Origin of the sequence: Streptomyces sp. NPDC001339, assembly GCF_042895955.1 — a bacterium.
Classification (GTDB): domain Bacteria; phylum Actinomycetota; class Actinomycetes; order Streptomycetales; family Streptomycetaceae; genus Streptomyces.
Genome location: NZ_JBIAWT010000005.1, coordinates 543269 through 556992, shown reverse-complemented (window position 1 = coordinate 556992; position 13724 = coordinate 543269). Strand labels below are relative to the sequence as shown.

The 13724-nt window shown below is 71.1% G+C and carries 11 protein-coding genes and 1 riboswitch; of the genes, 1 reads left to right on the top strand and 10 read right to left on the bottom strand.

What is annotated here, in order from left to right; all coding sequences use genetic code 11:
• Positions 1 to 167: 167 nt before the first annotated feature.
• The 9 genes from ACFY12_RS17890 to ACFY12_RS17850 all read right to left on the bottom strand — a co-directional run bounded on the left by ACFY12_RS17890 (position 168) and on the right by ACFY12_RS17850 (position 11178).
• Positions 168 to 1556: an NAD(P)/FAD-dependent oxidoreductase gene (locus ACFY12_RS17890; protein ID WP_390716718.1), complete on the bottom strand. Its 1389-nt coding sequence runs from the start codon at positions 1554 to 1556 to the stop codon at positions 168 to 170.
• A gap of 506 nt (positions 1557 to 2062) precedes the next feature.
• Positions 2063 to 3010: an exopolyphosphatase gene (locus ACFY12_RS17885; RefSeq protein ID WP_390716717.1), complete on the bottom strand. Its 948-nt coding sequence runs from the start codon at positions 3008 to 3010 to the stop codon at positions 2063 to 2065.
• A complete protein-coding gene (locus ACFY12_RS17880) occupies positions 3007 to 3564 on the bottom strand; it encodes a DUF501 domain-containing protein (RefSeq protein ID WP_390716716.1) in 558 nt (185 codons plus the stop codon). The genes ACFY12_RS17885 and ACFY12_RS17880 overlap by 4 nt, the downstream gene beginning before the upstream one ends.
• A 70-nt stretch (positions 3565 to 3634) precedes the next feature.
• Positions 3635 to 4087: a septum formation initiator family protein gene (locus tag ACFY12_RS17875; RefSeq protein ID WP_066933003.1), complete on the bottom strand. Its 453-nt coding sequence runs from the start codon at positions 4085 to 4087 to the stop codon at positions 3635 to 3637.
• Between the two features lie 134 nt (positions 4088 to 4221).
• Positions 4222 to 5502 carry a phosphopyruvate hydratase gene (gene eno / locus ACFY12_RS17870; RefSeq protein ID WP_390716715.1) on the bottom strand — a complete coding sequence of 427 codons (1281 nt, stop codon included), beginning with the start codon at positions 5500 to 5502 and terminating at the stop codon, positions 4222 to 4224.
• A gap of 464 nt (positions 5503 to 5966) precedes the next feature.
• Complete coding sequence (locus ACFY12_RS17865; RefSeq protein WP_390716714.1) at positions 5967 to 6659, bottom strand: transglycosylase family protein; 693 nt, start codon at positions 6657 to 6659, stop codon at positions 5967 to 5969.
• Positions 6660 to 6666: 7 nt separating this feature from the next.
• Positions 6667 to 6876, bottom strand: a riboswitch (cyclic di-AMP (ydaO/yuaA leader).
• 230 nt (positions 6877 to 7106) lie between these two features.
• Positions 7107 to 8492, bottom strand: coding sequence for a transglycosylase family protein (locus tag ACFY12_RS17860; RefSeq protein WP_390716713.1), 1386 nt, complete (start codon positions 8490 to 8492; stop codon positions 7107 to 7109).
• A gap of 286 nt (positions 8493 to 8778) precedes the next feature.
• Positions 8779 to 9996, bottom strand: coding sequence for a cytochrome P450 (locus ACFY12_RS17855; protein ID WP_390716825.1), 1218 nt, complete (start codon positions 9994 to 9996; stop codon positions 8779 to 8781).
• A 276-nt stretch (positions 9997 to 10272) separates the two neighbouring features.
• Complete coding sequence (locus tag ACFY12_RS17850; protein WP_390716712.1) at positions 10273 to 11178, bottom strand: LysR family transcriptional regulator; 906 nt, start codon at positions 11176 to 11178, stop codon at positions 10273 to 10275.
• A gap of 342 nt (positions 11179 to 11520) precedes the next feature.
• Here ACFY12_RS17850 and ACFY12_RS17845 point away from each other — a divergent pair, with 342 nt between their 5' ends.
• Entirely contained in the window at positions 11521 to 12666 is a 1146-nt protein-coding gene (locus ACFY12_RS17845; RefSeq protein ID WP_390716824.1) for an MFS transporter, read from the top strand.
• A gap of 18 nt (positions 12667 to 12684) precedes the next feature.
• On the opposite strand, the gene ACFY12_RS17840 is transcribed toward ACFY12_RS17845, so the two are convergent.
• Positions 12685 to 13710 carry a nucleoside triphosphate pyrophosphohydrolase gene (locus ACFY12_RS17840; protein ID WP_390716823.1) on the bottom strand — a complete coding sequence of 342 codons (1026 nt, stop codon included), beginning with the start codon at positions 13708 to 13710 and terminating at the stop codon, positions 12685 to 12687.
• Positions 13711 to 13724: the final 14 nt, after the last annotated feature.

The window sequence follows — 13724 nt, the reverse complement described above, 5'->3', positions numbered from 1 at the left end:
AAATAGCTTCACCCGCCACGTAAACGCCAAGTGGGCGCCCGGATAATCCCGTTCACCGGTAAGAGAACCGCAAACAACCCGGAATTCGCCAGACCGGACACGCCAAAGGGCGCCCGCCCCACGGATGGCGGACGCCCTTCGGGCTGGTCGGGGTACCGACCGGGGTACTAGGAGGCCTTGGCCTTCGGCTTGTCGCCGGACTGGGCCGCCGCGGGGGCGGGGGCCGGCTTGGCCGCCTCGTAGAACTCCTCGCGGGGGTTCTCCATGGCGCCGAGCGAGACGACCTCGCGCTTGAGGAACATGCTCAGCGTCCAGTCGGCGAAGACCCGGATCTTGCGGTTGAACGTCGGCATCGCCATGCCGTGGTACGCGCGGTGCATGTACCAGGCGAGACGGCCCTTGAGCTTGATCTTCATCTTGCCCATGACGATCATCGCGACGCCCTTGTGCAGGCCCAGACCGGCGACCGCACCCTTGTTGGCGTGGCTGTACTCCTTCTGCGGGAAGCCCCGCATACCGGAGACCACGTTGTCACCGAGGACCTTGGCCTGCCGCAGCGCGTGCTGCGCGTTCGGCGGGCACCAGGCGTTCTCGTTGCCGTTCTTGCGGCCGACCATGTCCGGAACCTGGGCGTTGTCGCCCGCGGCCCAGATGTAGTCGGTGCCCTGCACCTGGAGGGTGGGGGCGGTGTCGACGTGACCGCGCGGGCCGAGCGGCAGGCCGAAGCGGGCCAGCGCCGGGTTCGGCTTGACGCCCGCGGTCCACACGATGGTGTTGGAGTCGACCTCGAGGCCGTTGTTGAGCTTCACATGGCCGTCGACGCAGGAGTCCATGCCGGTCTTGAGGTAGATCTCGACACCGCGGGACTCCAGGTGCTCCTTGCCGTAGGCGCCGAGCTTGGGGCCGACCTCGGGGAGGATCTTGTCGGCGACGTCGACCAGCAGGAAGCGCATGTCCTCGCGCTTCACGTTCTTGTAGTACTTCGCGGCGTCGCGGGCCATGTCCTCGACCTCGCCGACGGTCTCCGCACCCGCGAAGCCACCGCCGACGAAGACGAAGGTGAGCGCCTTGCGGCGGACCTCTTCGTCGGTCGTGGAGTCGGCCTTGTCCAGCTGCTCCAGGACGTGGTTGCGCAGGCCGATGGCCTCCTCGATGCCCTTCATGCCGATGCCGTTCTCGGCGAGGCCGGGGATCGGGAAGGTACGGGAGACCGCGCCCATCGCGATGACCAGGTAGTCGAAGGGCAGCTCGTACGCCTCGCCGACCATCGGGGCGATCGTGGCGACCTTGCGGTCCTGGTCGATGGTGGTGACCCGGCCGGTGAGGACCTCCGCCTTGGGGAGCACGCGTCGCAGCGGGACGACGACGTGCCGGGGGGAGATGCTGCCGGCGGCGGCTTCGGGGAGGAAGGGCTGATAGGTCATGTACGACCGCGGGTCGACGACCGTGACAGTCGCCTCGCCGTAGCGCATCTTCTTGAGAATGCGCCGAGCCGCGTACAGGCCTACGTACCCACCGCCTACTACGAGGATCCTGGGACGCTCCGTGGTGCTCATGCAATCGAGTATCCACCCCCAGATGGGGGGTCGCTCGTGAGCCCCTTCACAAGAACGCGGGGGGTATCTGCTACACTCCGCCGCCTTCGTGACGGACGCCATAGCCCAGAGTGGAACCACACCGTGCCGCGAGGCGTTGCGAACCCCCCTTGATCAGGCCTTGTCGCTCCCCGGGCGGCCGAACCACGCCCTCCGGCGGCACACCGTCGACGGACCGGAATCCGGTCAACCTCCGGGTCGAGGGGGCCTAGGACCTTCGAATGAGGGCCGGACGATCAGATTGTTCGCCCAACAGGAGGCTTTTTCATGTGAAGGATTTCACGAACCTTTTTTCCGGACCGCTCCGCGGGGCCCGCGCCGGCCCCCCGAAGGGCGCTCGGACGGGCATCCCGCCCGCTCAAAAGCCCTGCCGACAGGGGCCGTTAAGAAGTCGTCAAGGCCCGTCCCGTGCCTCCGCCGACCGCTCTTCGGCCACCTGCCGACCGTCCTCCGGCCATTCCGCGCCCTCAGCCGTCGAGGGCGCAGCTCCAGGCGATGCCGTCCAGAATGTCGTGTTCGCTGACGACGACCTCCCGCGCCCCGATCCAGTCCATGATCGTCGACAGGATGAGCGCCCCCGAGGCGATCACATCGACGCGGCCCGGGTGTATGGCCGGGATGGTGGCGCGCTCGGCGTGCGTCGAGTGCAGCAGACGCGTGGTGATCTCGCTGACCTGCTCGTACGAGATACGGGCGTGGTGGATCGCCGCGGAGTCGTACTCCTCCAGCCCCAGCGCGATCGCCGCCACCGTGGTGACCGAGCCCGCCAGGCCGACGAGCGTACGGGCCCCCGTGATCGGCACGAGCTGGGTGACCAGGTCGAGGGCCTCGACGATGTCGTCCCGTATCGCCTGGATCTGCGCCTCGCCCGGGGGGTCGACGACCTCGCCGTCCTGGACCAGGTGGCGCTCGGTCAGGCGGACGCAGCCGATGTCCACGGAGTGCGCCGCGACCACATGGGCGTCGCCGACGACGAACTCGGTCGAGCCGCCGCCGATGTCGACCACCAGGTAGGGCTTCGCCAGATCGCCGCCGACGAGTTCCTTGGTGGCGCCGGTGAAGGAGAACTCGGCCTCCTGGCCGCCGGAGATCACCTCCGGCTCGACGCCGAGGATGTCGAGGACGCCGCGCGTGAACTCCTCACGGTTCTCGGCATCGCGGGACGCGGAGGTGGCCACGAAGCGGACCTTCTCGGCGCCCAGTTCCTTGATGACGGCGGCGTACTCGCGGCAGGCGGCGAAGGTGCGCCGCAGCGCCTCGGGCGCGAGCCGCCCGGTCTCGTCCACGCCCTGGCCCAGCCGTACGATCTGCATCCGCCGGTCGAGCTCGGTCAGCTCACCGGTGGCAGGGTCGACGTCGGCGACCAGCAGGCGGATGGAGTTCGTACCGCAGTCGACGGCGGCGACGCGCTTCACTCGGCCGCTCCCTCGTCGGTCCCGCACTCCCCGCCCTCGGCACAAGGCGCCACACACGGCCCCTTCCGCCACCACTCCGGCAGCATCGCGATCGCCTCGTCACCGAGCGGATTCACACCCGGCCCGGCCGCCAGCGAGTGCGCGACCAGGACATGCAGGCACTTGACCCGGTCCGGCATCCCGCCCGCGCTGGGGAATCCCTGCAGCACGTCGATGGCGTCCCGGCGCCGGATGTAGTCCTCATGGGCCGCGCGGTAGGCGGCGGCCAGCTCCGGGTCGGCCGCCAGCCGCTCGGTCATCTCCTTCATCACGCCGTCGGCCTCCAGCGTGCCGATCGCGGAGGACGCGCGCGGGCACGTGAGGTAGTAGAGCGTGGGGAAGGGCGTGCCGTCCTCGAGGCGCGGCGCCGTCTCGACGACGTCCGGCTGGCCGCAGGGGCAGCGGTGCGCGATGGTGCGCAGTCCGCGCGGCGGGCGGCCGAGCTGCTCCTTGAAGGCGGCGATGTCCGCGGCGGTGGGCTCGGTGGGCTCGGTCTGGGGCGGAGGGGTTTCCATGTGCGCTTTCGGTGAGGTGGGTGGACCTGCGGGGAGCGGCGTTACGAGGCGGACCTGGTAGGACGTGGGCCTACCGGCCGTCGGCCGCGTCGACGTCGCTCCACAGATTCTCGTACCAGGGACGCTGCGCCGCCTGCGGGCCCTTGGGGGCGGTGCCGGCGCCGGAGCCGTCCTGGACGGTATATCCGGTCTCGCCCGGCATCACATAGTGCAGATGCCGGCGAGCCTGCTGGCGTACGTACGCGGGGTCCTGCCAGCGGGCCTTCTGCTCCCGCAGCCGGTCGAGCGCGGCCGCGGCGTCCTGGGCCTTCCGGCGCTGCTCGGTGATGTCGGACCGCTGGGAGACGTACTGCCTTATCGGGTACGCGAGCGCGACGACCAGGGAGCACATCACCAGCGCGAGCAGCGCGGCGCGGCCGGTGAGGCGGTTGCGGCGGGGCGGGCGGGCCCGGTAAACGCGGGCGGCGGCCTGCTCGCCGAGCGCCTTGAGTCGGGTAGCGGTCGAGAACCGGTCCGCGGGCACGTCGTCTCCCCTCCACTGGCTGCCGCCGGGACTGCTGAAGCACGGGACTGCTGAAGCACGGGACTGCTGAAGCAGGTACGTCCCCGGCAACGGTACGGGACCGTTGCCGGGGACGTGCTCAGACTGGCTCGGGCTCAGCCCTTGAACCGCGGGAAGGCGGAGCGGCCGGCGTACACCGCGGCGTCGTCGAGGATCTCCTCGATGCGCAGCAGCTGGTTGTACTTGGCGACGCGCTCGGAGCGGGCCGGGGCGCCGGTCTTGATCTGGCCGCAGTTGGTGGCGACGGCCAGGTCGGCGATGGTGACGTCCTCGGTCTCACCGGAACGGTGCGACATCATGCACTTGAAGCCGTTGCGCTGGGCCATCTCGACGGCGTCCAGGGTCTCGGTCAGCGAGCCGATCTGGTTGACCTTCACCAGCAGCGCGTTGGCGGAGCCCTCCTCGATACCGCGGGCGAGGCGCTCGGGGTTGGTGACGAACAGGTCGTCACCGACCAGCTGGACCTTGGCGCCGAGACGGTCGGTGATGACCTTCCAGCCGGCCCAGTCGTCCTCGAACAGCGGGTCCTCGATGGAGACCAGCGGGTACGCGGCGACGAGCTCCTCGTAGTACGCCGTCATCTCGGCGGCGGAGCGCTCCTGGCCCTCGAAGACGTACTTGCCGTCCTTGTAGAACTCGGAGGCGGCGACGTCCAGGGCGAGGGCGATGTCCTGGCCGGGGGCGTAACCGGCCTGCTTGATGGCCTCGAGGATCAGGTCCAGGGCCTCGCGGTTGGAGCCCAGGTTCGGGGCGAAGCCGCCCTCGTCACCGAGACCGGTGGCCAGGCCGCGCTCCTTCAGGACCTTCTTGAGGGTGTGGTAGACCTCGGCACCCCAGCGCAGCGCCTCGGAGAAGGACTCCGCGCCGATCGGGGCGATCATGAACTCCTGGATGTCCACGTTGGAGTCCGCGTGCGACCCGCCGTTGAGGATGTTCATCATCGGCACGGGCAGGATGTGCGCGTTCGGGCCGCCCAGGTAGCGGAACAGCGGCAGGTCGCTGGCCTCGGAGGCGGCGTGCGCCACGGCGAGGGAGACGCCCAGGATGGCGTTGGCGCCGAGCGAGCCCTTGTTGTCGGTGGCGTCCAGGTCGAACATCGCCTGGTCGATCAGCCGCTGCTCGGTCGCGTCGTAGCCGACGAGCTCCGGGCCGATCTGCTCGATGACGGCCAGCACGGCCTTCTCGACGCCCTTGCCGAGGTAGCGGTTGGGGTCGCCGTCGCGGAGCTCGATGGCCTCGAAGGCGCCGGTGGAGGCGCCGGACGGCACGGCGGCACGGCCCGTGCTGCCGTCGTCGAGGCCGACCTCGACCTCGACCGTGGGATTACCTCGCGAGTCGAGAATTTCGCGGGCTACGACGACGTCGATGGACGGCACGTTGTCTCCTTCATGGTGTGTCTGGAGTTCTGCAGCATGAGCCTAACGGCCCCGGGCGCATGCGCTCGCCGTCGGCCCGCCCCGCAGGACGAAAAGAGGCCCAAATGCGCAGTTCAACGGATGTTTCCCTGCATTGTTCGCTAGCGGGGAAATTTGCCGTATACCACACATGCCGTTATGGGATACCGCAGATGCTGCTGCGCGGTACCACGGACGCCGTCGCGGAGTACTGCGGATGCCGATGCGGCGTATCGCGGACGCCGTTGCGGAGTATCGCGGACGCCGTCGCGGGCCAGCGCAGATGCCCGGAGAGCGAGCAGCCCCGCCGCGGCACGCCGGGGGAGGGCGCGCCGCAGCGGGGCTGTCTCAGGGGGCGAGGCCGGGCGGGGGCCGGGTGGGGCTGGGCGCCCGCCGCCCGGGCCCGCGGGGTCCCGGTGCGGTTCGGCTCAGACGCCGAGCTTGGCTCAGACGCTGAGCTTCTGGCCCGGGAAGATCAGGTTCGGGTTGCCGCCGACGACCGACTTGTTGGCCTCGTAGAGGTCCTTCCAGTTGGTGCCGTGCGCCTTGGCGATCTTCGCGAGGGTGTCACCCGACTTGACGGTGTAGTTGCCCTTGCCGTCGGACTTCTTCGGGGCCTCGTACGACTTCGGGGCCGGCTCGGCCTCCTCGGCCTTCTTCTCGGCCTTGGGGGCGGCCTTCTCGGCCTTCTTCTCGACCTTCTTCTCGCTCTTCGGCGCGGACTTGGTCTGCGTGGAGGAGCCGGTGTCGACGTCGGCGGCCGGGCCACCGGAGGTCAGGCCACCGGCAGCGGCGCAGCCCCAGGCACCCGGGCCCTGCATGGCGAGGAGCTTCTCGGCGACGGCTATCTGCTGTTCCTTGGTGGCCAGGTCGGCGCGCGCCGCGTACTTGGTACCACCGGCGGCGGCCCAGCTGGAGTTGGAGAACTGCAGGCCACCGTAGTAGCCGTTACCGGTGTTGATCGACCAGTTGCCGCTGGACTCGCACTGGGCGACCTTCTCCCAGGTGGAGACCGAGGCGGCGTTGGCGGAGGTGGCACCCATCAGCGGGACGGCGACGGCGGCGCCGGCGACACCGGCGAGGGTGGCGACGCGGACGGCCTTGGAGGGACGACGGTGCTTGCCCTTGTTGATCAGCATGGTTCGTTCGTTTCCTCACCGACGCCTGCGAGGTGAGCTGTCGGGTTCGGACTGTGAGTGGCCCGGCCGGTGCGTCTGGCGCACCGGGCTTCACCCCAAGCCGACTGACCCGCTGTCACGGGCCTTGCCGGCACTTACCTTGGTTCCCCCGCTCCTGCCTACGGCGCTTACGCGTCAACTGCCTCCGACCACCGGCAGGATTCGGCGTGTGATCGAAGGGCCCGCTTTGGCGAGCGGTCATGACCGTAAGCAGTAATCCCCTTGGTGTTCAAACCCCATCTTCTGAACCAAGTTGACCGCTTTTGATCACGGCTGGGTTACATTTCCGCAGGTAGGAGCGGGTCCGACGGGGCTGGGCGACTCTCAGTTCGCCGGACGCAACGAGACCCTTGTCTCACTTTCTCCGCAACGGGTGAACGTGCCCCCATATCGGACGAAGGCGGCGAACTACGCCCCGGGGTGCCCGAGATCGAGCCGCTGGCCCGGGCGGATCAGATCCGCGTCGGAGCCGATGACGCCCTCGTTGCGCTCGTAGAGCTCGGGCCAGCCGCCGGGCAGCCGATGAGCCTGGGCGATGGCTGACAGGCTGTCACCCGGGCGCACGGTGTAGTCGCCGCCGGAGGCCGGGCCCGTAGCGCCGCCCGTACTGCCGCCCGTGCGGTGCGCGCCGTCGCCGCTGTCACCGCGGCTACCACGGTCGTCGCGGCTGTCGCGGTCGCCGCGCGAGGCGTGCCGGCCGCTGGAGGAGCGCCCGCCGTCCCCTTCACTCTCGTCCGAATTGCCGCGGTGCTTGCCCTTGGCGGGCCCCTGGTGCGGCGCGCCGGAGCTGTCCGCACGACCGGGCGCGTCATCGTCCGTACGGCCGCCGCCATCGGACGAGCCGGGAGAGTCGGAGGGAGCGGGAGAGTCGGAGGGTCCGGTGGAGCCCGACGGGTCGATGGAGTCCGAGGGGCCGGTCGAGCCGGCGGGGTCGGGCGAGCCGGAGGGATCGGTCGAACCGGACGGGTCGCTGTTACGGGACGGGTCGGCGGAGGGCGAGCCCTCCTCACCGCTCCCGTCACCGCCACCGGCACCGCGGCCGTCGCTGTCGTCGGTCGGCGCACCGGGATCAAAGGATCCGGGGGTGCGGTCCGGCCCCCGGGACGCATCGCCGGAGGGGGACTGATCATCGGAGCCGACGCCGGAGCTGGAGCCGGCGTCGGAGCCGTCAGGAGAGGAGGGCGACGGCGAAGGCGTCACATCGGAGGGCCGATCGGACGGCCGATCGGACGGCGCGCCGCCCGGGCCGTCACCGTTCCCGCCGTTCCCGCGCCACTCCCCCGAGGCGCCCGAGCGACCGTCCGAGGCACCGGCACCGTCCGTGCGGTCGGCACCGTCCGTGGAGCCGGAGCCGGAGTCAGAACGAGAACCGGAGCCGGAACCGGTACCGGAACGGGAGCCGCGACCGGAGTCGGAGCCGGTACCGTCCGCAGGGTCGGGCGTCGGGGTACCGGTGCCGCCGGGGTCGACCTGCGGCGCGCGGCCGCCCGTGGTCAGCCCCGCGTTCACCGCGCAGCTCGGCCAGGCGTCCGGCCCCCGGGCCGCGAGTATCGCCTCGGCCACCGCGATCTGCTGGGCGCGGCTGGCGTAGTCGGGGCGGGACGCGTAGGCCGAGCCGCCATGCTCGTCCCACATCTCCTGGGTGAGTTGCAGCCCGCCATAGAAGCCGTTGCCCGAGGCCGCGCTCCACACCCCGCCGCTCTCGCACTGGGCGACCTTGTCCCAGGTGGCGGTGTCGGCGGCGTGCGCACCGCCGGCGGAGAGCAGGGGCAGTGCGAGGGCGGAGCCGGTCACTCCCGCCGTGACAAAGATGGCCGGTGCTTGACGGGGGCGACGGTGTCGGCCATTCCCGGAACGCATGCGGATGCCTTTCGCGCGGCGGTTGAGTTATTCAACGACCGGTTCGAGTCTCTTTCGAACTCCTGTCGGTCATCGGTGCAAAGTAGCCGGGGTCACGGGTAGTCACAAGCCGGTGTAGTAAAGATCACGCACAGGTCACGCACCTGACGGCCCGTCACATTCTCTGCCGCATACGACCCGCCCCTGGTCAGGGGCTCGGCTCCGGATACCGCCCCCTCGGTCAGGGGCGCTCGGGTGTGAACTCCACTGGCAGCGACCGCAGTCCGCGCATGATGAGTCCGCCACGCCACCGCAAATCATCCGGATCCGCGGCAAGCCGGACGTCCGGGAGCCGGGTCAGCAGGGTCGCGAGCGCGGTCTGCCCTTCGAGCCGGGCGAGCGGTGCGCCCAGGCAGTAGTGGATGCCGTGCCCGTACCCCAGGTGCTGGTTGTCACGCCGGGTCAGATCGAGCACATCCGGTTCGGCGAAGCGCGACGGATCGCGGTCCGCGGCGGCCAGCACCACCAGGACCGGGTCGCCCTCGGCTATCCGCTGCCCGCCGAGCGTCAGCTCCTCGGTGGCGAACCGCCACGTCGCCAGCTCCACCGGGCCGTCGTACCGGAGCAGCTCCTCGACGCCGGTGTTCAGCAGCTCGGTGTCGCCCGCCACGATCGCCTTCTGGAGCAGTTCGCGCTGGGCGGGGTGGCGCAGCAGGGCGTAGGTGCCGTTGCCGATGAGGTTGACGGTGGTCTCGAATCCGGCGAAGAGCAGGATGAACGCCATCGCGGCGGCCTCGTTCTCGGTGAGGTGCTCACCGTGATCGGAGGCCCGGATCAGCCCGGATATCAGGTCGTCGCCCGGCTCGCTGCGCTTGCGGTGGATCAGCTCGGCGAGGTAGCCGCGCATCTTCTTCACGGAACGGGCGACTCCGCCGCGTGGTCCGCCTCCGTGCCGGATCATCATTCCCGCCCAGTCGCGGAAGTCGTCCTGGTCCTCGCTCGGGACGCCCAGCATGTCGCAGATGGCGTAAATGGGCAGCGGGAAGGCGAACTCATGGATGAGATCGGCCGAGCCCCTGGCCGCGAACTGGTCGATGAGGCGGTCGGTCAGCTCCTGCACACGCGGCGCGAACGCGGCGACCCGGCGCGGGGTGAACGCCTTGGACACCAGCCGGCGCAGCCGGGTGTGGTCGGGCGGGTCGATGTTGAGCAGATGCGTCATCAGGTTGGCGCTGCGCTCGCCCGGGATGCCGACCTTGCCCTTGCCGTGTGCGGACTCGCTGTGGTGCACCGGGTTCTTCGACAGCCGGGCGTCGGCGAGCGCCTGCCGCGCCTCGGCGTAGCGGGTCACCAGCCAGGCCTCCACTCCGCTGGGCAGCGTGGTCCGGTGCACCGGCGCATGCGCGCGCAGCCAGGCGTACGCGGGGTACGGATCGGCGGCGAACTCCCAGGTGAACAGCTCGGGCGCGGGCGCGGAGGCCGGGCAGGGCGCGGGCGCGGAGGCCGGGCAGCCGGGTGTGGCGTCGGAGGTCGGGCAGCCGGGTGTGGCGTCGGGGGTGGCGTCGGACTTGTCGTGCACGTTTCGACCGTAACCGGTGCGCAGTCCACCGCGCGGACCGACCGCTGCCGAACCCTCGGACGCCCTACGCCCCCGCCGCCGGACCGACCGCTGCCGAACCCTCGGACGCCCTACGCCCCCGCCGCCGGACCGACCGCTGCCGAACCCTCGGACGCCCTACGCCCCCGCCGCCGACCCCTCCGGCTCCCCGTCCGCCCCCACGCCCAGCCCCGCCAGAAACGCCATAGCCGCCGGCGACGGCCCGAGGGCGCTCCACACCACCCGCTCGGTACGCTCCGGAGCCGGCCGCACCCGGACGACGCACAGCCCCGGCAGCTCGGAGGCGAAGGCCTCCGGGACCATGCCGATGCCCAGCCCCGCCCGCACCAGCTTCGCCAGCGACTCCACGCCGGCCACCTCGAACGCCACCTCCGCGGTCAGCCCCGCCGCCCGGAACGCGTCATCGCGCTGCCGCCGGGCCGCCGACCCCTCCGCCCAGTCGACAAAGGTCTCCCGCGCCAGCCGCGACAGCGTGGTCCACTCCCGCCCCGCCAGCGGATGCCCCGGCGCCACCACGGCCACCAGCTCACCGCGCGCCAGCTCCTTCTCCCGTACGCCGACCGTGCGCGCGCCGGGCACCAGCCCGACGAAAGCGACGTCCAGCGTCCCCTCCCGCACCCGCTCGATGAGCAGATCGCTCATCCCCGTCTGGAGACTGATCCGCACCTGTGGATAACGGGTACGGAACGCGCCCAGCTCACGGGCGAGATCGACGGCCGCGACGGTCGAGATCGCCCCCACCGCCAGCCGGCCGCGTACCTCACCGGTCGCCGCCGCCACCTCGGCGCGGGCCCGCTCGGCCGCCTGCAGCGCCTGCCGGGCGACCGGCACGAACGCCTCACCCGCGGCGGTCAGCCGCACGCTCCGGCTGGTCCGGTCGAAGAGCCGCGCGCCGAGTTCCTTCTCCAGCCGGGCGATCTGATGGCTGAGCGCGGACTGCACCACATGACACCGCTCGGCGGCCCGGGTGAACCCACCGGTCTCGGCCACCGCGACCACATACCTCATCTGCTGGAGCTCCATAGCGGCAGAGGGTAAGGGATCAATCCGGTTCCGCGATGGATGCGATGAAAACTATGTGTTGGACTCATTGATGGTGCGGATCCCAGGCTGGGACGTGCCCGCCGCCGACATGGTCCGGGCGATGAACTACGAGGGGGAGAACCCACCATGAGACCCGTCAGCACCACACCCGGAGGCTCTGCCCGCACCCCCACAAGCCCACCCGCCGCACCCGCTACATCCAACACACCAGCCATACCCGCCACACTCGCTACATCCGGCACACCCGCCGCACCCGGCAGGACCAGCGACGGTCACCACCAGGGCGCCGGCGCCGGGCTGGCACGCGGCACGCTGCTGCTGATGTCGGTCGCCACCGGCCTGTCCGCCGCCGGCAACTACTTCGCCCAGCCGCTGCTGGATGTCATCGGCCGCGACCTCCAGCTGTCCACGTCCACCGCCGCCCTGGTGGTGACCGTCGCACAGATCGGCTACGGCCTTGGCCTGCTGCTGCTCGTCCCCCTCGGCGACCTGCTGGAACGCCGCCGCCTGGCGGTCACGCTGTGCGCGGCGACGGCGGTGTTCCTGACCGTCACGGCGAGCGCGCCGAACGCCGCCCTCCTGGTGACCGGCACCGCCCTCACCGGCCTGAGCTCGGTCGCCGCCCAGGTCGTCGTGCCGTACGCGGCGACCCTCGCGGCTCCCGCCGAGCGCGGCCGGACCGTCGGCACCGTCATGACCGGACTGCTGCTCGGCATCCTGCTGGCCCGTACGGCCTCCGGACTCCTCGCCGAGCTGGGCGGCTGGCGCACCGCGTACTGGATCAACGCCGCCCTGATGCTGCTGATGGCGGTACTCCTGCGGCTCCGCCTCCCCGCCCTCCGCACGACGGCCGGTCTGCGTTACCCCGCCCTCCTCCGCTCCACACTGGCGCTGTTCGCCCAGGAGCCGGTACTGCGCCGACGGGCGATACTGGGCGCGCTGTCCTTCGCGGGCTTCTCCGTCCTGTGGACCGCCATGGCCTTCCTGATGTCCGGCCCCTCCTACGGCTGGCAGGAGTCGGCCATCGGCCTCCTGGGCCTGGTCGGTGCCGCCGGTTCCCTGGCGGCGTCGGCCGCGGGCCGGCTGGCCGACCGCGGCCTGGCCCACCGCGTCACCGGCGCCGCGGCACTCCTGCTGCTGGGCTCGTGGGGTCTGCTGGCGGCGGGCGGGTCAGGCGGAGCATGGTCGCTGGCCGCACTGCTGGCGGGGATCATCGTCCTGGACCTGGCCCTCCAGGCGATCCACGTCACCAACCAGAACCTGGTCTACGCAATCCGCCCTGAGGCCCGCAACCGCCTCAACTCGGCTTACATGACCGCCTACTTCGCCGGCGGCGCGCTCGGCTCGGCCCTGACCTCCGCGGTCTGGGGCGCGGCCGGCTGGCGCGGGGTGTGCGTGGTGGGTGCGGGCCTCGCGGCGGCGGCCACGGCCGTATGGCTCTTCGACCGACTCCGCCCGCTTCCTTGAGCCTCCCCGCCCCGACCCCTAATTCTCGGTGGCCTCTGGCGCCTCGTTCTCGGTGGCCTCTGACGCCTCATTCTCGGTGGTCTCTGGCGCCTCGTTCTCGGTGGCGTCCGATGCCTCGGCGGCCACCACCGCATCCCGATACGTCCGGGCCGCCGCCCGAAGCGCCGCCTCCGGGTCGATGCCCTCCCGTTCCGCCCGTACGGCCATGGCCAGCAGCTCGTAGCCGATCCCCTCGCCGGCGGGCAGGGTGACGTCCAGGCCCGCCGAGCGCACCCGGGACGCCAGCTTCGCCGCCAGGGCGAGGCCGGGCTGGGCGAGCGGGATGCCCTCGGTCACCGACTCCCGCTGCTTCTCCTGCGCCTTCGTCCGCAGCCAGTGCGCCTTGACGTCCTCGGGCGTCTCGGCCGCCTCCTCCCCGAAGACATGGGGATGGCGATGGACCAGCTTCTCCACGATCGTGCCCGCGACGTCATCGATGGAGAACGGCTCCTCCGGGGCGTCCTGGGCGATCCGGGCGTGGAAGACGACCTGGAGGAGCACATCGCCCAGCTCCTCGCGCAGCGCCTCGCGGTCGCCCTCCTCGATGGCCTCGACCAGCTCGTACGCCTCCTCGATGCCGTACTTGGCCAGATCGCGGTGCGTACGGATGCTGCTCCAGGGGCACTCGGCGCGGATCTGGTCCATGACCTGGACGAGGTCGAGCAGCCGGGCGCCGGGCAGGTCGTACGAGCCGGGCAGCAGCTCCAGGTCGGGCATGGTCTCGCGGCCGGAGCCGGCCAGCCGCGCCAGGCCGTCGGTCAGCGCGCTCTCCCCGACGGCGGAGGTGAGGATGACGGCGGTGTGGTCTTCCGGCACGCAGTAGTCGACCAATTCGCGGGCCGTCAGGGCAGCAGTCTCCACCTCGATGCCGGCCTCCCGCAGATACGGCAGCTGCGGGTGCTCCGGGTCGGCGCACAGCACCCGCTGCGCCGCACGCAGGATCTGCCAGGCGGGCCAGGACAGGAGTCCGGGGGCGACCCGATGGCTGGTGGTGAGCAGGACCAGGCGTCCGGTGCCGG